The following is a 22,665-nucleotide window of genomic DNA, read 5'->3' as shown; positions in this document are numbered from 1 at the left end:
GGCGGCATGCCCGCATGGCGACCGTCCTTCTGCTGTCCACGACGCTGACCGTCACCTGCCTGGGCGGCAGCGCGTTCGCGGTGCCCGGGCCCGGCATGAGCCGGTCGGTCGAGCTGCCCGAACTGCCGGAGAACACCGCGGTCGACGGTGACGAGGAGGCCGACAAGAGTCTCACCACCGCGCCCGAGGTCCCGGTCGATCCGTACACGCCGACCGCCGTCACGCCGTGGACGGAGGACAGTGGCGTCGCGACGCTGACGAAGGACACCGCGCCCGGCTCCACCGTCCCGGTCGACGACCTGCCGATCGCGGTCGGCGTGCCCGAGGGCGCCGATCCGGCCACTCTCGCGGGCGACTGGAAGGTCGACCTGGCTCCGCCGGCCACGTCTCAGGACGCCGGCGTCTCCGGAATGATCATGCGGGTCACCCCGCCCGCCTCCGCCGATCCGACCGCCCAGGTCGCGCTCGCCGTCGACACCACGGCCTTCGCCGACCTCTACGGGCCCCAGGCCGCCGACCGCTTCGGCCTGATGCTGCTGCCCGACTGCGTCCTGGACGCCCCCGACACCGGCGACTGCGCCGCCGAGGGCGTCACAACCATGTCCGGCAAGGCCGGGGAGAAGGCCGAGCGGCTGAGCAGCTCGGTGGAGGTGGTCCCCGCCGCCGAGTCGCCGACCCGTACCGCCGCCGCCAAGAAGTCGCCGACCCGCAAGATCCTCTCGGGCTCGGTGCCGGTCGCCGGACTGCTGTCCGGGGACACGGGCGACTCCGGCGACTCGGGCGCGTCCGCCTCCGGTGCTTCCGTCCGTACGGCGTCCACCGACACCTCCGTCCTCCCAGCCGTCGACGCATCCGGCCCCCAGGTGGTCGGCGCCCTCGACACCGGCTCCTCCGCCTCCGGCGACTACACCGCCACCCCGCTGCTCTCCTCGGGTTCCTGGTCGGCGGGTTCGTCCTCCGGCGCGTTCACCTACGGCTACCAGGCACAGGTCCCGGAGTCCGCGGGCGGCCTGACGCCGAAGGTCAACCTGAGCTATTCCTCCCAGTCGGTGGACGGCCGCACCTCAGCGGCCAACAACCAGGCTTCCTGGATCGGCGACGGCTGGGACTACAACCCGGGCTCGATCACCCGTACGTACGCGTCGTGCCGTGAGGACTCCAAGAAGTCCGGCTCGAACAACGCCACCCACCGCACCGCGGACCTGTGCTGGGGCTCGAACAACGCCACTCTCTCCCTCGGCGGCACGACCACCGAGCTGGTATGGGACGACGGCAAGTGGACCACCGCCAACGGCGACGGCGCCAAGGTCGAGCAGATCAAGGACAACACCACCGGCAACGGAGCGCGCGACGGCGAGTACTGGGTCGTCACCACCCGCGACGGCACCCGGTACCACTTCGGCAAACACAAGCTACCCGGATGGTCGAGCGGCCGGCCGGTCACCGACTCCGTCCTGACCGTGCCGGTGTACGGCAACCATCCGGACGAGGACTGCTACAAGGCCGGTGACTGGGCAGGGTCCTGGTGCACCCAGGCATGGCGCTGGAACCTCGACTACGTCGAGGACGTCCACGGCAACGCCATGTCCCTGTGGTGGAACAAGGAAGAGAACTACTACGCCCGCAACTTCAACTTCAAGGCCCCGGTCCGATACGACCGCGGCGGCTGGCTCGGCCACATCGACTACGGTCAACGCAACATCAAGGGCAGTGTCTTCACCTCCCCGGCCACGGAACGCGTCGGCTTCACGGTCGCCGAGCGCTGCCTCGCCGAGGGCGCGCTGACCTGCTCGGACGACAATTTCGCCGACAAGGACCCGGGCAAGTACCGCATCTGGTACGACACCCCGGCCGATCTGCGCTGCCAGGCGGGCAAGAAGTGCTGGAACGCCGGACCGTCGTTCTGGACCCGCAAGCGGCTGACCACCATCACCACCTCGTCCCAGCGCCTCACCACCACCGACGCCCGCCAAGTGGTCGACAAGTACACCCTCAAGCAGAGCTTCCCGGTCCTGAAGACCGGTGCCAACACGGCCCTGTGGCTGGAGTCGATCCAACGCACGGGCTACGCCCGGAAGGGCTCGACCGACGACAGCGTCACCCTGAACCCGGTGCGCTTCGAGTCCAACGCCGAGGACATGCCGAACCGCGTGAAGAACGACGCGCGTCCCGGCTTCTCCCGGCTGCGGATCGCGCGCGTCATCAACGAGTACGGCGGCGAGACCGTCGTCACGTACAAGCAGCCCGAAGGGGCGTGCGCCTCGGGCACCGGTCTGCCCGGCGAGAAGGACACCGCGGCGCTCAAGGCCAACACCCGGCTGTGCTACCCCTCGTACTGGAACCCCGACCCCGAGGTCGAGGACATCGACTGGTTCCACAAGTACGTGGTGGAAACCATCGAAGAACTGCCCAACGTCGACGGCGCGTTCGCGACGCAGACGGCGTACGGCTACAAGAACGCGGGCTGGAAGCTCGCCGAGGCCGAGTTCACCAAGAAGTCCACCCGTACCTACGCGCAGTTCGCCGGCTTCGAACAGACCACCGTCATCACGGGCGCGGACGAGACGTCCATCGGCAGCAAGAAATCCAAGTCCGTCACCCGCTACTTCCGCGGCATGGGCGACACGATCCCGGTCAACGACATCACCGGCGCCGAGATCGCCAAGGACCGGGAACCCTTCGCCGGCCGTATCGCCGAGGAACTGTCGTATGCCAGCGCCTCCGACGCGGACACCGACTGGCTCTCGCGCAGTGTCACCGTCCCCGAAGCCACCGAACTGGCCAAACGCGACCGCGACGACGGCCTGAGCCCGCTGCGCGCCTGGCGGGTCACCGAGCCCGAGGATGTCGCGTACACCCGCTCCTCCGGCACCGGCGACGACACCCGCACCCAGCGGACCGTCAGGAGCAAGACGGCCTACGAGCCGGTGTACGGCCTGCCCACCCAGGTCGAGTCCCTCGGTGACACCGGCAAGAGCGGCGACGAGTCCTGCACCAGGCTGGAGTACCTCCACCAGGACGCCAGGAACCTCATCGGCCTCACCAAACAGGTCCTGGTCTCCCCGACCACCTGCGCCGCCGCCGAATTCGCCGACCTGTCCACGCTGAGCGGCGCGACACGCACCGCCTACGACGGCCAGGGCTACGGCACCGCGCTCGCCTCCAGCGCCCTCGGTGAGGCCACCCAGACATGGTCCCTGAACGGCGAGGGAACCGGCTTCCAGGGCGACGGCCGCAGCGAGTTCGACGAAGTCGGCCGCGTCGTCAAGCAGTACGACCCGGACGGCAACGCGGGCACGATCACCTACGACCCGCCCACCGGACAGGTCTTCACGGTCACGGAGACCAACGCGGCGGGACACTCCCAGACTCAGGAACTGGAGCCGGGCCGCTCGACGACACTCCGGACCACGGACGCCAACGGCCAGGTCAGCGAGGCGAGGTACGACCCGCTGGGCCGCATGTCCGAGGCGTGGGGGGCGGGCCGTACCCCGTCCTCCTCGTCCGTCCCGGACTTCCGCGCGACCTACACCATCCCGCGCTACGACGAGAACAACCCCGACCGCAAGCCGCCGTACGTCACCACCTACGTCCGCGGTCACGAGGACCGGATCGAGACGTCTGTCACCCTCTACGACGGTCTCGGCCGCGAGCGGCAGACACAGGAGGAGGCCGACGGCGGCGGTCATCTGATCACCGACACCCTCTACAACACCTCGGGTGAGGTCTGGCAGACCAACAACGCCTACCTCACGCAGGACGCGAAGCCCGGCGAGCTGTTCACCCCGCTCGCCGACACCGCCGTACCCAACGTCACGCGCTACACGTACGACGGCCTCGGCCGGGTCCTGGCCGAGACCCCGGTCCTGAAGGTCCAGGACCCGCTGACCGGCGAGGCCACCTCGCGGCCGGTCCCGGAGCGGGCCACCCGCTACGAGTACGGCCAGGACTGGTCGAAGGTCGTCAACCCGGCCGGCACCTCCGACTACCGCGTCTACACCGACGCCCTCGGCCGCACCTCCCGCGTCGACACCTTCAACCCGCAGGCCCCGGACGGCTTCACCTCGACGCGGTACGCGTACGACAAGCACGGCCGCATGGAGAGGGCGACCAGTTCGGCCCAGCCCCAGCATCCGTGGAGCTGGACGTACGACCACCGGGGCCGCCAGCTCACCGCGACCGACCCGGACACGGGCACCACAAGGACCACGTACGACGCCCGTGACCGTGTCCTGACCACCAAGAACGCCCGGAACGTCACCGTCTGGAACGGCTACGACCTGCTGTCCCGGCCCACTCAGCAGCGCCTCGACGGATCCACCGGCAAGCTGCTGGCCGCCTTCGACTACGACAAGGCGCCCGGCGGCAAGGGCATGCCGTACACCGCGACCCGCTACACGGACGGCGAGGCGTACACCCAGAAGGTCGAGGGCTACACCAAGGACTACCAGCCGACCTCGACCACCCTCACCCTGCCATCCTCCCTGAAAACAGCGTGGGGCCTGGAGAGTTCTTACACGTACGGCTACACGTACAACGACAACGGCATGCTCCAGGAGGCGTCGCTTCCGAAGGCCGGCCAGTTCGACGCGGAGAAGCTCGTCGTCCGCTACAACGAGGACGGCAAGCCGCTCTCCCTCTCCGGCAAGGACTGGTACGCCGCCGAGACCGTCTACGACTCCTACGGCCAGGTCCAGCGCTCGACGCTGGGCGCGCAGCCGAACCGGGTGTGGACGCAGGCGGCCTACGACGAGTCCAGCGGTGAACTGACCGAGCAGTCGGTCTACCGCGAGCAGACCGGCGACCAGAGCGTCGTCGACGGCATCCTCGTCTCCAAGCGGGCGTACACCTACGACCCGTCCGGCAATGTCACCTCGATCCGCGAGCACTCCACCGGCATCGCCGAACGCCAGTGCTTCTCCTACGACCCGCTCGGCCAGCTCAAGACGGCCTGGACGGCAAAGGAGCAGACCGCCTGCACCACCCCGAAGAACAGCGACGGATCGCTGAACGTGGCGGCGGGCCAGGACAACTCCGGTTACTGGCAGGAGTACGAGTACGACCTGGTCGGCAACCGCGAGAAGCTGACCGAGAAGGACCTGACCGGCGCGACGGCGAAGGACGCGGTCACCTCGTACGCGTACGGCAAGGAGGATGGCACCCAGCCGCACACGCTGACCAAGGTCTCGAAGACCTACACCACCCCGGCGGGCGCCCAGGTCAAGGCCGAGGCGGAGCGCCTGTACGAACTCACGGGCGAGACCAAGTCCGTCACCTCGTCCGAGAACGGCGACAAGCAGGAACTGTCCTGGACCTACGACGGTCAGGTCGAGCGCATCACCGGCCAGGGCACGGGCGGCAAGACCCCGTACGTCGGCCTGGCGGACAAGTGCCTCGACCTGAAGAACGGCCTGGCGACCGCCGCCCAGCCGCTCCAGCTCTACCCGTGCAACACGTCCACGGCCCAGAGCTGGCGCTTCACACCGACGCCGGAACAGGCGGATGCAGACCGCGGCGCGCTGACCGTCCATGACGACTGGTGCGCGCAGCCGGCCGCCAACACCGAGGGCTCCGCGCTCGGGATCCGGAAGTGCGACGGCAAGGCGGACCAGGAGCTGAAGCGGACGGCCACCGGCCAGCTCATGCACCTGGAGTCACGCCTGTGCGTGACCGTCAAGGACGGGAACACGGCGAACGCGACCCCCCTCGTGCTGGCCGCCTGTGCGACCGACAAGGCCGAACAGCTCTGGTCCGCACAGAACGACACCCGCTACGTGTATGGCCCCGACGGCAGCCGGCTGCTCTCCATCAAGGGCAAGCAGGCCACGCTCTCCCTCGGCGACACTGAGGTCACGGTCGCGGCGGGCGGCGCGCTGCTCCACACGCAGCGCACCTACGCGGCGCCGGGCGGCGCGGTCATGCGGTACGCCAACGGCGAGGGCGCCGATCAGTTGGTCGCGCTGGCGGGTGACCACCAGGGAAGTACCTACGCCGAGGTCGCCCTGAACAGCACGAACACGGTCCGGATCCGCAAGCAGGACCCGTTCGGCAACCAGCGTGGCACCAGTACGGTCGGCGCCAATCTTCAGTCGCACACCGGTTTCCTGGGCGCGACCCGTGACGACTCCTCAGGCTTCCAGCCTCTGGGAGCCCGGCTCTACGACCCGCTGGTGGGCCGCTTCCTGTCGGCGGACCCGGTCCTGGACCTGAACGACGTCCTCCAGTCCAACGGCTACACCTACGCCCACAACAACCCCGTCACGATGTCCGACCCGACGGGTCTGGCCATCTCCCTGACGGCGTCGGAGCGCGCGGCGGCCCTGGCCGGCGCGGGCCTCTCGGCGGCCCAGGTCTCCCAGGCCCAGGCGATGAACGGCAAGTCCCTCACCTCGGTGATCCTCGCGGTGGCATGGGAGACCCTGAAGGACTTCATCGGTATCAACGAGGCGTTGTCCTGCTTCGGCGGCGACATGTGGTCGTGCGGCAGCCTGATCATCGGGGCGATCCCCTGGAGCAAGCTGGGCAAGATCCCCTCGGTGCTGAGGGCCGTCAACCGCACGATCAGCGCCATTCAATCCTTCCGCGTGGCCAAGAAGGCGGCGGAGCTGGTCCTGAAGTCGGCGAAGGCGGCGGAGGCGGCGGCGCTTCGGGCCAAGAAGGCGGCGATCGAGAAAGCGAAGAGGGAAGCCGCCCAGAGAGCCAAGAAGAAGGCGGCGGAACAGGAGAAGAGAATCGCCGACCGGGCCGCGGCCCAAGCCAAGAAGACCGGCAACGCGGTCCAGAAACAGGCCCAGGCGAAGGCCGCCCCGAAGGTCTCCCTGCAGAAGGCATCCAGCGGAGGCGGCGGCGCCTCCAAGGCCGGCGGCGCCAAGCCGGGCGGCACTTCGGGCGGCACGGCCCGCACCAGCGGCGGCGGCTCCAGCGGAAGCGGCGGCTCGGGCAAGGCGGGTGGGGGCGGTTCCTGCGAGACGCCTGACAACAGTTTCGTGGCGGGCACGAAGGTCCTGATGGCCGACGGCACCACGAAGCCGATCGATCAGGTCAAGCCGGGCGACAAGGTCGTCGCGACCGACCCGAAAACGGGCGAGACCCGCGTCGAGACAGTCACGGCGGAGATCAAGGGCCATGGTCTGAAGCAGCTGGTCAAGGTCATCATCGACACCAACGGCGAGAAGGGCACGAAAAAAGCCGAGGTAACGGCGACGGACGGCCACCCCTTCTGGGTCCCCGAACTCGCCGAATGGATCGACGCCACCGACCTCCGCCCAGGCCAGTGGCTCCGCACCGGCGCCGGCACCATCGTCCAGATCACGGCGGTCGAGCACTGGACGGTCCCGGACGAAACGGTCTACAACCTCACTGTCGGTAACCTGCACACGTACTATGTGCTGGCTGGGGCTACCCCGGTCCTCGTCCACAATTGCGGTACGGTTTATCGCGGCGATACGCGGTCGCCCGCTGAGATCGAAGAGGCTGGCGGTTTCATGTCCCGCAACCCGGATGGGGGAACAAATCTTGGAGATTACGTAGAAAACAATACCCCCAGTAACTACATATCGACTTCCAGCAATGCACAGACTGCTGCCACATTTCCCACCTACGCCAGGGATGGGTACGTGTACGAGATTAGTGGGGCACCGGGCGGAATCGATGTGAACGAGCGCATGGGTGGCATGAACCCAAACGCCCACGAGGCAGAGATAGCCTTCGAAGGCGGAATTCCATGGGCGTATGTGACCCGAATCTGGAAGAAGGATGAGTGGGGTGAGATCGACTTCGACTACGATGAGCCAATTTGGGAGAGGTAGCGATCCACCCCGGTTGATTGGGGAAGGGCTTGGAAGGCTCAGAGACCCAAGGACGACCGCTGCGCTATGGGTGTGACATCACCCTTGGTGATGTCACACGCCTGGAATCGTTTCTCATGGCGCGAACTGCGGGACTTGCCCAGGCGGAGCGCGGATCTGACGAGCGGCAAATGGCGCGCACTGTCAGAAGTGCCCTGCATCACCTCGTGGTCACGCTTCAAAATTCTCTATCCTTCTCGGATCGGGGCAATGAGGCACAGTCATTGGTGCGCATGCGGGTCACAGTGTCGTGGAACGCCCTGTGGGCACTGGTATCTTCATGGAAGTGGCATGAAGAGTACGATCTGGAGCGATGGCGCTCCGTCAAGTACTGGGATGAAAACCAAAAGGAAGAATTTGAGAAGTGTTTGGCTGATGAATTCTCCAGGAGTCGGCGCCGCGACATCTCGGGGAATGATGGCCAATAAGGACTGAAGGCGCCGTGCATTTTTAGGAAATAAGTCGCGCCAATCTTCCCTGCTCTGGCAGAGGGAAGTTTTGAAGCCCCGCCGGGTTCCGATTCCGGTGGGGCTTCTGGGCGCTGACGGCAACTCTGTCGGCAACATCAGCGGACGATGGACCATCCGCCTCCACGGCGTCTGGCACTCCAGCGTCACCCTGCTCCTCGAACAAGGCATCGACCTCGTCATGATCAAGGAGTTCCTCGGTCAGCCGCAGTCCGGCACGGTTACTTGCGCCAGCACGATTCGCGCGATGCTCCCAACGGGCACAGAACTTACGGTGAGACTCCAATTCGACAGGCGCACTACTTGCGCAGTGATCTTCGCGGCTTCCACAATCTCTTCAGCCACCAGGAAAGAATCCGCCAAGCAGGGGAGATGAAGATCCTTAGCAGAACGGATCTCGTAATGGTGCAGTCAAATAATGGAACTCTCCGAATAGCTCGGACAGTACTGTGCTCCCCTTGGTGAAGGTGCACATGGACCGGACTCAGCAGGGCCGCGCCCGTGGCTCAGCCGAGATAAGGGGCAAGGGTGGCCGCAGTGGTCGACGACCGCAGGTAATTCTTGGCGTGATGGAAGTCGAAGTGGAACCCGACGACGGCCGTGTGGTCCAGGGCGACGCCGTCGAAGAAAACGCCGAGGCCCGGAGGAATGGCCACGGGGTCGCCGGGATCGGCGATGTTGACCCAACGTGCCACGCCCGGTGGACGCGCGCCCCGCAGCGCTGGCGCGACGCCCTTGGGGGAGGGTAGTAGTCGCTTGAAGACGGCGCGTGGCAGGGCCAGGGGCGAGCTGATGGTCAGGAACAGCCCCGGGGCAGTTCCGGGTGTGCGTGCGGGGCTTCGTAGGCGACCACCAGATTCGTTGCCAACGGGACCGAATCACCGCCTGATTGACCTGGTGAGCCGTCCTGATCGTTGATGTGCCACAGCTGCCGGACAAGGGAGTCGACGATCTGGCCGGTCCCCAGGCGGCGGGCGTGGACGACTGCGACCCGCTCGTTCTCGCCGGGGGCCGAGCCACCGAGACCACGCCACAGGGCCCTGGTATGCCTGCGCAGCGTCGGGTGCGCGGCACAGACAAGCACGCCCAGCAGGTCCGACTTGCCCGCCGCCGGCTTGCCCGCTACCACACGCAGGCCCGGCCCTGCTGTCTCGTCGTCCAATCAGGTGGAGGGCTCGTGCAGTTCGTCCTCGCGGCCGCGGAAGTAGCCGTCCTCCCAGCCGCGGTTGACGGGCTCCGCGCCGCCCGCTCGCCGCATGAAGTGCTCAGGATCCCAGGCCCAGTTGGTCAGCGCAGCGATCTCGGGCTCCATTCCGCTCGGCAGTCCTTGTCGGGTGCGGGTCTCGCCGTGCGAGGGATTAGGGAAGAAGGGGAGCTGCGAGAGGTCGGCGTGCGAGGGGACAAGGCTGGTGGTGATCTTCTGTGGCAGCCCTTCGTCGCCCGACGCGGCCGGGTCGTGGACCGTACGCTCGACGTCTTGGAAGACGACGGCGGGCGGGATATACCGGACCGACGGATCGAACCGGATCTCACGGGCGCGGTACTTCCCAAGGACCGCCGTCAGGGCCTTTCTGAGCCGGTAGCCGAAGGCCGGGTCCCTGGGGCCGGTCGCGGCGAGCACCCACGCCTTACGGGCAGCTACGTCCATCCGCGCGTGCCAGGACCACGCGACACGTAGAGACCGCGGAACGCCTCAGCTCCAGCCACCGATGCGGGTCCAACACCACGTCAGGGTACGTGGCCACGCCACCCTGCGCGGAGGGGACGGGGATGCCGCGGTTGCTGTCAGCAATCATTTCGGTGAGCTTGGCCAGGGCTTCCGTGCGGGTGGTGCCGTAGACGCGCACGCGCTTGCTACTGGCTGGAGAACGTCGCCGTCCAGCGGCCCGCGCCGGCCTGCCCGAGTCCGACCCAACGACCACGCTCGTCGTCGGCCACTGGGACTACTTCGGCTCGGGCTACGGCTCCGGCGCCGCGCTCCTCGCCGTCGCTGTCCGGTATCGCAGAGGACTGGAATGGCAGTTCGCGGCGGAAGGCGGCTGCTGATGACCACGGCCTCCGAGGGGGCTCCGGAGGAACTGCTGACCGTGCCCCAGGCCATGGCCCGCCTCCAGCTCGGCCGTATTGCGTCAACCGCTACCTCATCCCCGGCCTCGGCCAAGAAGAAGCTCACCAAACTCGCCGCCAAGGACGTCCGCGCCTGGCTTGGCCAGGGCGTGTTGCGAAAGCAGTGTCGTCCGCCCGCAGGGCGGGCGGGACATCGACGGCACGCCCACAGCGGGGCCGGTTTCCCTTCTGCCTCTACCAGCGCACCGGCAGCCCGCGTACCCCGCGGATCAGCAGTCCTGGCAGCCACTCGTACGGGCCCGCCGCCGGGTCGAGCGCCAGGTCCGGGCAGCGCTCAAGCAGCGTGCGGATGGCGATCCTGCCCTCCAGCCGGGCGAGCGGCGCGCCCAGGCAGAAGTGGATGCCATGGCCGAAGGCGAGATGGCCGGGGCCGCGGCCCGGGGTGGTGGAGCGGCGGATGTCGAAGGTGTCAGGGGCGGGGAAGCGGGCCCGGTCGCGGTCGGCGGAGGCCAGCGAGATCAGAACCGTCTCGCGCGCCGGAATCTCCGTGTCGCCGTAGGTGACCGGCTCGCTGCTGAACCGTACGGTGCTGGTCTCCACCGGCCCCTCGAACCGCAGCGTCTCCTCGATCGCCCCGTCCAGCAGGCCGAAGTCGGCTCGCAGAGCGGCCAGTTGACCGGGATTGCCGAGCAGCGTCCGCACCGCGTTCGCGATCAGGTTGACGGTCGTCTCATGACCGGCGATCAGCAGGACATAGGCCCAGGCGCGCAGTTCGGCCGCGGACAGCCGGTCACCGTCCTCCGCGCGGGTGCGCAGCAGGGTGGAGAGCAGATCGTCGCCGGGCGCCGAGGCGCGCTTGTCCTCGATGAGCGCGTCGAGATACGCGCAGAGCTCGATGGTGTTGTCGCGGGCGCCGGTGGCCGTGGTCGGCGCGACGATCTCGTTCGTCCAGGCCCGGAAGGTGTCACGGTCCGCGTGCGGCACACCGAGCAGTTCGCAGATGACGGTGATGGGCAGCGGGAAGGCCAGCGCGTCGACCAGATCGCCCTGTCCGGCCGGGACCATGGCGTCCAGCAGGTCGTCGGTGATCTGCTGGACGCGCGGGCGCAGCTTCTCCACTCTGCGCGGGGTGAATTCGGGTGCGACCAGCTTGCGCAGTCGCGTGTGGTCCGGCGGGTCGAGAGTCAGCACGTGCGGGCCCATGATCGCCTCGTCGGTCGACTCGTACCCCATCACGGAGAGCGACTTCGACAGCCGCGCGTCGGCGAGGGCGAGGCGCCCCTCCTCGTATCCGACGACCAGCCAGAAGCGATTGCCGTCCGGGGTCCGGATCTCGTGGACGGGGCCCGTCTCACGCATCTTCTCGTAGTACGGATAGGGATTGACGTTGAAGTCCGGTCCGTAGTCTGCCAGTTCGATAGCCGCCATCGGATCAGCGTACGTCGCCGCCGCGGCCACCGTCCTCTCCCATGGCCGGATCGGCGTCATGCACCAACAGGGCGATCTGGACACGGTTGTTGAGGCCGAGTTTGGCCAGGACGCGGGAGACATGGGCCTTGACGGTGGGGACGCTCATATAGAGCCCGGCGGCGATCTCGGCGTTCGACTGGCCACGGCCCACGGCGAGCGCGACCTCCCGTTCGCGCTCGGCGAGGGAGTCGAGCCGGTCCGCCGCAGCGGCGTCCCGCCGGGCGCCGCCGGGCGCCTCCGCCACATGGGTCATGAGCTGGCGGGTGACGGCCGGTGAGAGCACCGGGTCCCCGGCCGCCACCCGCCGTACCGCGGTGACGATCTCGGCGGGCGGGGTGTCCTTCAGAACGAATCCGGCCGCCCCGGCGCGCAGCGCCCGCAGCACCTGTTCGTCCGCGTGGAAGGTGGTCAGCACGAGCACCTCAGGGGCGTCCTGGCGGCGGCGCAGCGTCTCCGTGGCCGTCAGACCGTCCACGGCGGGCATCCGGATGTCCATCAGCACCACATCGGGCGCGGTCCGCTCGATCAGCGCCGGGACCTCGGCGCCGTCGGCGGCCTCGCCGACGATCTCGATGTCGTCGGCGCCGCCGAGCATGAACGTCAGTCCCGCGCGGACAAGGGGGTCGTCGTCGACGATGATCAGCCGGATACTCATGAGGCCCACGGTAGCCAAGCGCGGACGGCGAACCCGCCGTCGCCGGTGGCTCCGTGCTCGAACCGGCCGCCGGCCAGCAGCGCGCGCTCGGTCAGCCCGATCAGCCCCTGGCCGGAACCGGGCACTCTCGGGACCTCGCCACGCGGCGCGGCGTTGCGCACTTCGACGGTGAGACCGTCCCCCGGCCCGCCGCTCACCTCGACGGTGGCCTCGGTGCCCGGCGCGTGCTTGCGGGCGTTGGTCAGGCCCTCCTGGGCGATGCGGTAGGCGGTACGGCCCGTGGCGGCGGGCACCGCCGTCGGATCGTCGACCCGGCTGTCCAGCGTCACCTTCATCCCGGCCTCCCGCGACTCGGCGACCAGCGCGTCCAGGGTGGCCAGAGTGGGCTGCGGCCGGTGGCCCTCGTCACCGGGCGCCCGCAGCACCCCGATGATCATGCGCAGGTCCTGGAGCGCCTCGTGCGCGCTGTCCCGGATCACCCCGGCGGCCCTGGCGACCTCGGGCGCCGGCGCGTCCGGCCGGAACTCCAGCGCGCCCGCGTGGACGCTGAGCAGCGTCAGCCGGTGCGCGAGCACGTCGTGCATCTCCCGCGCGATGGCCTCGCGCGCGAGCCGCTGCGCCTGTTCGGCCCGCAGGTCGGCCTCGGCCTCGGCGCGGGTCGCCCGCTCGCGCAGCGCGACGACGAGCTGGCGCCTGGCCCGTACGAGCATGCCCCAGCCGGTGACCATCAGGACCAGCACGACGGTCGCGACGATGCCGGTCGTCAGCGACGTCTCCGGATCGGGCCGGACCCATGCCTGAAGGCACCCGGCCACCAGGGACAGTCCGCCGACGGCCGCGACGGTCCGGAACGGCCGGTGCACGGCCACGCAGAAGAGCGCCACGAGCGCGGCCCCGCCGGTGACCGGCGCCACCACGTTGACCACGGCGAGCACGACCGCGAGCACCACGGGCCAGCGCCGCCGCGTCCACAGGGCGCAGCAGGCCAGCACGCCCACGATCATGTCGGCGAAGACGACGCCCTCCGGGTTGCCGGCCCTCTCGCCGGCCTCCAGGGCGAGCAGCCCGATGCCGGCGGCGAGGACGAACATCAGGGTGTCGATGATCCAGTCCCGCACGGTCCGCCGCGGCCGGGCACGGCCACGGTCGCCGGGCAGCTCGGGGCCTCGTGGGTCGATCATCTCCGAGGGGAGCAGCCAGGGGTAGTCCGTGCGTGTCATATTGACAATTTACGCAGGTGGGGCGGGCCCGAGCGGGTCGGCGAGGTCGGCGGCTACCAAAGTCGGAGGAGAGCCGACGATGGTCTCCGCGCGGTACGCCTTCCGGCGGGGGGTCGTGGTTCGCGGTACGGCTCGGCCGGGGCCGATGACCGGGCGCGGTGCGCCTTCGGCCACGAGCCGATGACCCGGCGACGGTCCCTTCCGGCCGCAGGCCGGTCGTCGGGCGCCATGCCCTTCGACCGCAGGCCGATAATCGGGCGCGGCGCCTTCCGGCCGCGGGCCGGTCGTCGGGTGCCATGCTCTCCGGCCGCAGGCCCGTCGCCCGGCGCCGTGCCTTCCGGCCGCGGGCCCGTCACCCGGCGCCGCGCCCTCCGGCCGCAGACCCGTCACCCGGCGCCGCGCCCTCCGGCCACAGGCCCGGCGCCGTGCCCTTCCGGCCGCAGGCCGATGATCGGCCACGGTCCCTTCCGACCGCAGGCCCGTCACCCGGCGCCGTGCTCTCCGACCGCAGGCCCGTCGCCCGGCGCCGTGCCTTCCGGCCGCGGGCCCGTCACCCGGCGCCGCGCCCTCCGGCCGCAGACCCGTCGTCCGGCGCCGTGCCTTCCGGCCGCGGGCCGGTGGTTCGGTGCGGTGCGCCTTCGGCGGGGGCGTGGTTCGCGGTGCGGTTCTGCCGCCGGCACCGGCCGTGGCGACCGCGGCCCGTCGCCCACCGCGGCTATCCCCCGCCCAGTTCCCTGTGCCGCGCCGCCAGCCCGGCCGCTCCCGTCTCCGTCAGGCCCCCGAACACCCGCAGTCGCGAGACCCCTCCGTCCGGGAAGATGTCCAGTCTGACCTCCGTCGCCACCACCGCCGCACCGAGTGCGAACCGGTGGTTCGTATCCGGCTGCAGCCTCGTCCGGGGCAGCGCCTCCGTCCACTCCCCCGTCTCCCCGTCCCGTACCGACAGCGCCGCCCACCCCGCCGCGTTGCCCTTCAGATACGCCGTGTCGATCTCGACGGCGCGGATCTCGGCCTGTGCCACCAGCCGGTAGTGGATCCAGTCGTTCCCCTTGTCCCGGCGGCGCCGGGTCTCCCAGCCGTCGTCCATCTGGTGGGAGCGGCCCGGCTGGATCGTGTTCGTGGCGGGCGAGTAGAAGCGGTCGGAGGCGTCCTCCACCCCGCCGCCGTTCTCCAGCGCGACGAGGTCGAACGTACCGAGGACCCCGAGCCACGCGGGATCGGGCGCGACCTCGCCGTACACGCGGAGCCTGGCGACGCCGCCGTCGGGGTGCTGGTTCAGCCGCAGATGCGTGAAGCGCTGTTCCACGTCCACCGCGAAGCCGTTCGCGGCGTGGCCGCCGATGGCCGTACGGGGCACCAGCGCCGTCCACTTCACGCCGTCGCCGAGGAGGTCCTCGGGCGACGGGGAGCCGGGCAGCGAGGTGGCCTCCACCGAGACCGCCCGCGGGTAGTTGCCGCGGAAGTGGGCGGTGTCGACGACGATTCCCCGGATCACCCCCGGCGCGCCGAGCCTGATCAGGGCCCAGTCGTGGTCCTCGTCGGCCGGGTGCGGCCGGTCGGCGCCGGAGCCGCGGCGGCGGCGGGTCTCCCAGCCGTCCATGATCTTGCCCTTGTGGCCGAAGCGCTCCGGGTCGAACTCCGCCGCTCCGGGTTTCAGCAGGTTCTCGCGTTCGGCGAAGAACTCGTCGTTGGCGGCGATGACACCGGCCCCCAGCCGGCGGTCGGCGAGATCGGCGAGGTGGGCGAAGGGAAACTCGGTGGTGCGGTAGTCGGCGTACGGGTCGCCGCCGCCGTACGGGCGGGCGTCACCGGTGAACAGGGCTTCGGGCACGGTCAGTCGTTCCTTTCGAGCAGGTGGCCGGTGGGCTCCGTGAGCACGCCGTCGTGGCTGATCCGGGTGCCGCGCAGCCAGGTGGATCTGATGACGCCGAACAGCGTCCTGCCCGCGTACGCCGTCACCTGATTGCGGTGGTGGAGGCGGGCCGGGTCGACGGTGAAGGTCTCGTCGGGCGCGAGGACCGCGAAGTCGGCGTCGCGGCCCGTCTCGATGGCGCCCTTGCGGGTCAGTCCGGCGAGCGCGGCGGGGGCCGTCGACATCCAGCGGACGACGTCCTCCAGCGGCAGGCCGCGCCGGCGGGCCTCGGTCCATACCGCGGGCAGGCCCAGCTGGAGGGAGGAGATGCCGCCCCAGGCGGTCGCGAAGTCGGCGGTCTTGAGATCGGTGGTGCAGGGCGAGTGGTCGGAGACGACGCAGTCGATGGTGCCGTCGGCGAGGCCCTGCCAGAGCGCGTCCTGGTTCGCGGCCTCGCGGATCGGCGGGCAGCACTTGAACTCCGTGGCCCCGTCCGGGACTTCCTCCGCGGTGAGGGTCAGGAAGTGCGGACAGGACTCGACGGTGATCCGGACGCCGTCCCGCTTGGCCTCGGCGAGCAGCGGCAGCGCGTCGGACGACGACAGATGCAGTACATGGACCCGGGCGTCGAGCCGCCGGGCCTGGGCGATCAGGCTCGTGATCGCGGCGTTCTCGGCGCCGCGCGGCCGGGACGCCAGGAAACCGGCGTAGGCGGGGCCGCTCGGCGGGGGCGCCGCCGCCAGTTCGCGCGGGTCCTCGGCGTGCACGATCAGCAGCCCGCCGAAGCCGGCGATCTCGGCGAGCGAGCGGCCGAGTTGTTCCTGGTCCAGCGCGGGGAACTCGTCGACTCCGGACGGCGAGAGGAAGCTCTTGAAGCCGAAGACCCCGGCGTCGTGGAGCGGGCGCAGATCCTTGACGTTGTCCGGGACGGCGCCGCCCCAGAAGCCGACGTCGATATGGGCCTTCGTACGGGCCACCTCGCGTTTGGTGCGCAGGTGGGCGGCCGTGGTGGTGGGCGGCAGGGAGTTCAGCGGCATGTCCAGGAGCGTGGTGATCCCGCCGGCCGCCGCCGCGCGGGTGGCGGTCCAGAAGCCTTCCCACGCGGTGCGCCCCGGGTCGTTCACATGGACGTGGGTGTCGACGAGCCCGGGGAGCACGGCATCGCCGCCGACGTCCTCCAGCCGGGCGCCGGGCGGCACCTCCGCGTCGTACGGCAGCACGCCCGCGATCCTGCCGTCGGCGACGGCGATCGAGGCCGCCCGCGTCCCTTCCGGCGTGATGACGCGCGTCGAGCGCAGTACCAGGCTCACATCGGACACCGGTGCCCCTCACTGAGCGAGATTCAACGAACTGTTGAAGGAGTCTTCACTCCCGGCCCTGACCAGTCAAGACCGGACCGGGCCCGAATGTTTCCGTACAGTGAAAACTTGATTTCGCGATAGAGAATGGACCAATCGCACACAATTGACCGTCGGCGCCGGACGGAAACGTCCTGACCGGCAGAGACGCTCCACCATCGATCAAGTACCCGCTCGCACGGCCCGATAGGCTGCTTGCCTGCACCGCCCGCCCTGAAAGGACCGTTGCCGTGCCGTCGTCCAGCGCCAGCACCACCGACGCCACCAAATCCGCCCCCGCCAGCGGCGGCGTCCAGTCCCTTGAGCGCGCCTTCGACCTGCTCGAACGAATGGCGGACGCGGGCGGCGAGGTCGGGCTCAGCGAACTCTCGGCAAGCAGCGGGCTGCCGCTGCCGACCATCCACCGGCTGATGCGCACGCTGGTGGCCTGCGGCTATGTGCGCCAGCAGACCAATCGCCGGTACGCGCTCGGCCCGCGGCTGATCCGGCTCGGCGAGTCCGCGTCGCGGCTGCTCGGTACGTGGGCGAGGCCCTATCTGGCCCGGCTGGTCGAGGAGACCGGCGAGACGGCGAACATGGCGCTGCTCGACGGCGACGAGATCGTGTATGTCGCGCAGGTCCCCTCGAAGCACTCGATGCGGATGTTCACCGAGGTCGGCCGGCGGGTACTGCCGCACTCCACGGGCGTGGGCAAGGCACTGCTCGCGCACATCCCGCCGGAGGAGGTCCGCGCCCTGCTGTCCCGTACGGGGATGCCCGCCGCCACCGAGAAGACGATCACGACACCCGACGGCTTCCTGGACGCCCTGGAGCTGGTGCGTCGCGCGGGGTACGCGGTCGACGACAACGAGCAGGAGATCGGCGTCCGCTGCCTGGCGGTTCCGGTGCCCAACTCCCCCACGGCCGCGGCCATCTCCATCTCCGGTCCGGCGGGCCGGGTGACGGAGGAGGCTACGGATCGGATCGTTCCGGTGCTCCAGGAGGTCGCGCGGGATCTCTCCGAGGTGCTGGCGAACACGGCGCAGGCGCAGTCACCCGCCTAGGGCGTGGCGCGAAAGTCCCGCCCGGCCCGCGGCGCCCGCCACGCGGCGCCCGGCACGCGCGCTCGCCGCGTTGTCGGAGTGGTCCACGTACGTCCAAGTACACAGATGATCCTCCGCCGCCGAGCATGGTCACTCCACGGGTTTCAGTTCCTGTTCGGCCCAGACGATCTTGCCCTCGGCGCTGTAGCGGGTGCCATGTTTCCAGGCGAGCCGCGCGACGATGAAGAGCCCTCGGCCACCCTCGTCGGTCGCACGGGCATGGCGCATGCGCGGGGCGGTGTCGCTGGCATCGGAGACCTCGCAGACGAGCACGCGGTGTCGGATCAGACGGAGGGTGACCGGCGCGGCACCATGGCGAAGGGCGTTGGTGACCAGTTCGCTGACGATGAGTTCGGTGGTGGCCGCGAGATTCTCCAGTCCCCACTCGGTCAGCTGGGCGGTGACCAGCGCGCGGGCCTGACCGACGACGACCGGCTTGTCCGCCAGCTCCCAGGAGGCGACCTGCGTCGGCCTGAGCGAGCGGGTCCGGGCGAGGAGCAGGGTGGCGTCGTCGAACGGTGCCTGGGTCGGCAAGGTGTCGATCACGGCCGAGCAGAGCTCTTCCAGGGGCCGGTCCGGCCGCGCCGCCAGGGCAGTGCCCAGTCGGCGCAGCCCCGCGTCGATGTCCTGGTCGCGGGTCTCGACCAGTCCGTCGGTGTAGAAGGCGAGTACGGAGCCCTCGGGGAGTTCCAGCTCCGCGGCTTCGAAGGAGGCAAGTCCGACGCCGAGCGGCAGGCCGGACGGCAGGTCGGGGAAGGTGACCTGGCCTTGAGGTCCGACGATCGCGGGCGGCGGGTGCCCCGCTCGTGCCATCGTGCAGTGCCGTGTCACCGGGTCGTAGACGGCGTAGAGGCAGGTGGCCCCCACCGCCACGGTCGTGTGGTCCTGGGAGTCGGCGCCCTCCTCGGCGAGGCGGTCGATCGTGTCGTCGAGGTGGGCCAACAGCTCGTCGGGCGGCAGGTCCAGGTTCGCGAGCGTATGCACGGCCGTGCGGAGCCTGCCCATGGTCGCCGCGGCGTTGATGCCGTGTCCCACGACGTCACCCACGACCAGCGCGACCCGGGCACCGGACAGTGGGATCACATCGAACCAGTCACCTCCCACTCCGTCCTCCGTGTCCGCGGGAAGGTAGCGGGAAGCCACCTCGACGGCGTCCCCGCCGGTGAGGCGGCGCGGGAGCAGGTTGCGCTGCAGTGCGAACGCCGCGGCACGCTCGCGGACGTACCGGCGGGCGTTGTCCAGTGACAGCGCGGCGCGAGAGACGAGTTCCTCGGCGAAGAGCAGATCATCCGCTTCGAAGGGCGCCGGGTCCTCCATACGGACGAAGACCGCCACCCCCAGCACCGCCCCGCGCGCGTGGATCGGCACGACCATCAGGGAATGCATCCCGTAGTCGCGGATCTTCTCCGACCGCCCCGGATCCTGCCCGAGCCACGTGCTGCCGACGTCCAGCACCGGTTCCAGGTGGGATCTGCCCGAGGTCAGGACCTCGGTGAAGGGCGAGTACGCGGGGACGAAGACTTGCTCCCCCCGTGGCCAGAGGGACTCCGGAGCCCCCTCGTGAATCGATGCGACGCCGGCCCGGCGGAAGGCCGGTATACGTCCGTTCGCCGCGCCGAGCCGGGCCAGGGAGTCCTCGCCCAGCGGCACCGACTCCGCCAGGTCGACGGTGACGTATTCCGCGATGCGTGGCACGGCGAAGTCGGCCAGTTCCTGCCCGGTCCGCATCACGTCCAACGTGCTGCCGATCCGCGTGCCGGCCTCGCTGAGGACGGCCAGGCGCTCCCGTGCTCGCTGTCTGTCCGTCACATCCACGCTCATGACACACACCCCCAGGACGTGGCCCTGAGCGTCATCGAGGCGGAAGAAGGAGGTCGAGAACGAATGCTCCCGGCGTGGGTCCGCTCTGTCCGGCGCACCGGGCAGACACACCCGGTACTCAAGGTCGACTGTCGGGATGCCGCTCTCCAGGACCTGCCGCATGACCGCCTCGACCTTCCGGGCCTCGCTTCCCGGCAGTACCTCCGTCAGCCGCCGCCCGAGCCGTATGTCACGGGGAAGGCCGTCCTGAAGTGCCAGGGCGTCGTTCACCCAGGTACAGCGCAGTTCCGGATCGCGGACGGCGATGCCGATCGGCGCGCTGGACAGAAGCGACTCCACCCCCGCCCCGTTCACCGGCCACGAGGAGATCCCGGTCATGTCGGCCACGGAGACGAGCCAGTGGGTCCTCGCGCCCCGCCCCTCCAGCGGGCAGGCCCGGAGGGTCACATCCAGAGGGCTGCCGTCGCGGTGGCGGAGCCCGGCGCCCCCGGGCCAGCCGCACTCGGCGCGGCCGCGCTCCGCCCATGCCGATGCCTTCGAGACGCCGTCAAGGGCAGGCAGCACCTCCGCGGCGGCGCGGCCGACCGCGTCCGCCGCCGGGAAACCGACGAGCCGCTCGGCGGCCTGAGTCCACCCGACCACGGTCCCTTCCGCATCGACGACCGCTATGGCCGCGCCGATCGTCCGCCCTGTCTCGTTTCCCGCGCTCGGCGGCATGTCCCTACACGTGACCATGGCGGCCGTCCCTCCTGTCGGGTGCGTACCGGACGACAGGAGGACCCGTGTCGGCGATGCGATCGAGCCAGTCCGACAGCAGCGCGCGCTCGGAACGCGTCAGTACGGTGGTGCCGCTGTCGCGCAACGCCTCGCGCAGGGCCACGGCTCGCCCGGCGACGCCCGTCGCCGCCTCCTGCTCGCACTCACCCGTGGTCGTGATCGTTCGCAGTACGTGTTCGCGGGCGATCGCCGGAAGTTCGAGGTCCCGCTCAGAAGGCGGGGTCGCGATCAGTGACAGCACGACGCCGAGACCACTGGCGTGCATGAGCCGAGTCGCGCGCTCCACGCTCATGCGGAGCCGGCCGGCGACCGCCACCCGGGTCAGGTTCCGGCGCAGGATCGCGCTGGTCTCCGACCCGGCGGGGATGTCCCCTCGGTAACGCCCTTCGCCGTACATCAGTACGTAGAAGCCCGGCCGCGAAAGACCGAAATCCACATGCAGGTCCCACGAGCGGCGCAGGTCGGCGAGGGGGTCGTCGGTCTCCTCCAGAGCCTGCTTCTCGATGAGGTACTGCCGGAACCCGTAGGCCGCGAGCGCGTCGAGCAGCCCCTCTTTGTCACCGAACAGCCGGTACAGCGTCGGTGGCTGAACCCCGGCCGCGGCGCTCACCGCCCGGGTGGAAACAGCCGCGCGGCCCTCGCTCGTCAACAGATCCGCTGCGGCGCCCAGCACCCGATCCCGAGTGCGCGCGGTTCGCTTCTGCATACACCTAATTTACAGGCGATATCATCATTTCAAGCTCATTGATATGATTTTTACGAGGGCCCGACAGCTGCGCGCCGGCGAGAAGCGCGCGCCGACGGGAAACATGAACCCCGTCAGTGCCTGCGGGGCGCGTCACCGAAGAGATCGACCGCGGCCCGTACGCTCATCAGCGCCTGCCCCAGCGCGCTGACCGAACCGATCGAGCCCACGATCAGCAGCAGCGAACGGCGCATGCGGGATGCCTCGGGAGCGCCACTCGCCACCATCGCGGCAAGGGCCGCCAGCTCGTCCTCCGCGATGGCGCGGTCCCTGAACTCGGCCTGGTAGCCGGCCAGTTCACGTCTGAGCCGGGACACCGCGGCCCGCAGCTCCGCGACCCTCGGGTCCTCGCCCTTCTCTGCCACCGGCGTCTGCTCCACGCTCCGCAACAAAGCTCTCCCCCTTGCCCCTCGCCCGTACACGCCGTTGCGCCGGGCCCGTTTCTGTACCGCCGCACACCAAAGGCCGACTCCCCGGACGGTGGTCAAGCGCCAAGGTTCGCGGGCAAGTTAACGCCATTACGCGCGGTACGCGCCACTCCACGGAGCGAAGTACGACGGATTGAGGTACGCAGTACTCATGCCAGGCACAGCGAAGGACACGCGCCCGCCCGCCCCGCCACATCCCGTGATCGCCGGGCTGCTGCTCGCCGCCGGCGGCGGGCGCAGGCTCGGGGGACGGCCCAAGGCGTTGCTGACGCATCGGGGGCGGCCACTGGTCGAGCATGGCGCGCGTGCGCTGCGCGAGGGGGGCTGCGGGCCGGTGCATGTGGTGGTGGGGGCGGCGGCGCACGAGGTACGGGGCCGGGCCGAGCTGCCGGGATGCGTACTGGTCGACAATCCGCGATGGGCCGACGGCATGGGGTCCTCGCTGCGGGCGGGGCTGGCCTCGCTGGCGGGTACGGACGCGGAGGCGGTCGTGGTGCTGCTGGTGGACCAGCCGGGCATCGGCGCGGCGGCGGTGGCCCGGGTGGCGGGCGCGTACCGCACCCCGGATTCGCTCGTGGCGGCCTCCTACGACGGGAAGCGCGGCCATCCCGTGCTGTTCGGCGCCCGCCGGTGGGCGGAGATCGCGGCGGACGCGGAGGGTGATCGCGGTGCGCGGGCGTATCTGCGGGCACACGAGAGCGAGATCGCGCGCGTGGAGTGCGGGGATGTCGCGCGGGCGTACGACATCGATACGGAGGAGGATCTGTCGCACCTCGCACCGTGAGCGGGGGCCGTGGCACTCGGAGCCGTGGTCTGTCGACCCGGAGAATCTCGACATCAACAAACCATTGAACTTCCACCATGAGGAAACTATTA

15 protein-coding genes are annotated in these 22,665 nt (G+C 69.9%); 4 read left to right on the top strand and 11 right to left on the bottom strand.

Annotated elements, in window-relative coordinates; all coding sequences use genetic code 11:
- The first annotated feature begins 14 nt into the window (after nucleotides 1-14).
- Nucleotides 15-7,808, top strand: a complete 7,794-nt coding sequence (locus ACZ7LS_RS10890; protein WP_385129262.1) for a scabin-related ADP-ribosyltransferase — start codon at nucleotides 15-17, stop codon at nucleotides 7,806-7,808.
- Nucleotides 7,809-8,820: 1,012 nt separating this feature from the next.
- Here the strand turns inward: ACZ7LS_RS10890 and ACZ7LS_RS10885 are convergent.
- The 3 genes from ACZ7LS_RS10885 to ACZ7LS_RS10875 form a co-directional block, all read right to left on the bottom strand.
- Nucleotides 8,821-9,009: a hypothetical protein gene (locus ACZ7LS_RS10885; RefSeq protein ID WP_382668055.1), complete on the bottom strand. Its 189-nt coding sequence runs from the start codon at nucleotides 9,007-9,009 to the stop codon at nucleotides 8,821-8,823.
- 101 nt (nucleotides 9,010-9,110) lie between these two features.
- On the bottom strand, nucleotides 9,111-9,476 hold the full coding sequence (locus tag ACZ7LS_RS10880) for a hypothetical protein (protein ID WP_385129260.1): 366 nt from the start codon (nucleotides 9,474-9,476) through the stop codon (nucleotides 9,111-9,113).
- The gene (locus ACZ7LS_RS10875) at nucleotides 9,477-9,962 is read right to left on the bottom strand and encodes a hypothetical protein (protein WP_385129258.1); all 486 of its coding nucleotides are present in this window, start codon (nucleotides 9,960-9,962) and stop codon (nucleotides 9,477-9,479) included. It abuts the gene before it with no gap.
- A gap of 203 nt (nucleotides 9,963-10,165) precedes the next feature.
- On the opposite strand from ACZ7LS_RS10875, the gene ACZ7LS_RS10870 reads away from it, so the two are divergent.
- Nucleotides 10,166-10,360: a hypothetical protein gene (locus ACZ7LS_RS10870; protein ID WP_385129455.1), complete on the top strand. Its 195-nt coding sequence runs from the start codon at nucleotides 10,166-10,168 to the stop codon at nucleotides 10,358-10,360.
- A 255-nt stretch (nucleotides 10,361-10,615) separates the two neighbouring features.
- On the opposite strand, the gene ACZ7LS_RS10865 is transcribed toward ACZ7LS_RS10870, so the two are convergent.
- The 5 genes from ACZ7LS_RS10865 to allB all read right to left on the bottom strand — a co-directional run bounded on the left by ACZ7LS_RS10865 (nucleotide 10,616) and on the right by allB (nucleotide 16,897).
- Entirely contained in the window at nucleotides 10,616-11,809 is a 1,194-nt protein-coding gene (locus ACZ7LS_RS10865) for a cytochrome P450 family protein (RefSeq protein ID WP_382523193.1), read from the bottom strand.
- Between the two features lie 4 nt (nucleotides 11,810-11,813).
- Entirely contained in the window at nucleotides 11,814-12,506 is a 693-nt protein-coding gene (locus ACZ7LS_RS10860; protein WP_382523196.1) for a response regulator transcription factor, read from the bottom strand.
- Entirely contained in the window at nucleotides 12,503-13,726 is a 1,224-nt protein-coding gene (locus tag ACZ7LS_RS10855) for a sensor histidine kinase (protein WP_382523199.1), read from the bottom strand. The genes ACZ7LS_RS10860 and ACZ7LS_RS10855 overlap by 4 nt, the downstream gene beginning before the upstream one ends.
- Before the next feature lie 715 nt (nucleotides 13,727-14,441).
- Nucleotides 14,442-15,557 (bottom strand): allantoicase, encoded by a 1,116-nt coding sequence (alc, locus tag ACZ7LS_RS10850; protein ID WP_382523202.1) that lies wholly within the window; start codon nucleotides 15,555-15,557, stop codon nucleotides 14,442-14,444.
- A 2-nt stretch (nucleotides 15,558-15,559) separates the two neighbouring features.
- On the bottom strand, nucleotides 15,560-16,897 hold the full coding sequence (gene allB, locus ACZ7LS_RS10845) for an allantoinase AllB (protein WP_382523205.1): 1,338 nt from the start codon (nucleotides 16,895-16,897) through the stop codon (nucleotides 15,560-15,562).
- 269 nt (nucleotides 16,898-17,166) lie between these two features.
- Here allB and ACZ7LS_RS10840 point away from each other — a divergent pair, with 269 nt between their 5' ends.
- Nucleotides 17,167-17,979, top strand: a complete 813-nt coding sequence (locus ACZ7LS_RS10840) for an IclR family transcriptional regulator (protein ID WP_382523208.1) — start codon at nucleotides 17,167-17,169, stop codon at nucleotides 17,977-17,979.
- Between the two features lie 129 nt (nucleotides 17,980-18,108).
- Here ACZ7LS_RS10840 and ACZ7LS_RS10835 read toward each other — a convergent pair whose 3' ends face one another.
- The 3 genes from ACZ7LS_RS10835 to ACZ7LS_RS10825 all read right to left on the bottom strand — a co-directional run bounded on the left by ACZ7LS_RS10835 (nucleotide 18,109) and on the right by ACZ7LS_RS10825 (nucleotide 21,753).
- Nucleotides 18,109-20,556, bottom strand: a complete 2,448-nt coding sequence (locus ACZ7LS_RS10835; protein WP_385129439.1) for a SpoIIE family protein phosphatase — start codon at nucleotides 20,554-20,556, stop codon at nucleotides 18,109-18,111.
- A 4-nt stretch (nucleotides 20,557-20,560) separates the two neighbouring features.
- Entirely contained in the window at nucleotides 20,561-21,322 is a 762-nt protein-coding gene (locus ACZ7LS_RS10830) for a TetR/AcrR family transcriptional regulator (protein ID WP_385129255.1), read from the bottom strand.
- Between the two features lie 113 nt (nucleotides 21,323-21,435).
- Nucleotides 21,436-21,753, bottom strand: a complete 318-nt coding sequence (locus ACZ7LS_RS10825; RefSeq protein WP_382523216.1) for a DUF5955 family protein — start codon at nucleotides 21,751-21,753, stop codon at nucleotides 21,436-21,438.
- A 187-nt stretch (nucleotides 21,754-21,940) separates the two neighbouring features.
- On the opposite strand from ACZ7LS_RS10825, the gene ACZ7LS_RS10820 reads away from it, so the two are divergent.
- A complete protein-coding gene (locus ACZ7LS_RS10820; RefSeq protein ID WP_382881795.1) occupies nucleotides 21,941-22,573 on the top strand; it encodes a nucleotidyltransferase family protein in 633 nt (210 codons plus the stop codon).
- The last annotated feature ends 92 nt before the right edge of the window (nucleotides 22,574-22,665 follow it).

The organism is Streptomyces sp. NPDC039430, assembly GCF_055639435.1.
The sequence above is the reverse complement of the archived record's forward strand: the minus strand, read 5'-3'. Positions and strand labels throughout refer to the sequence as shown.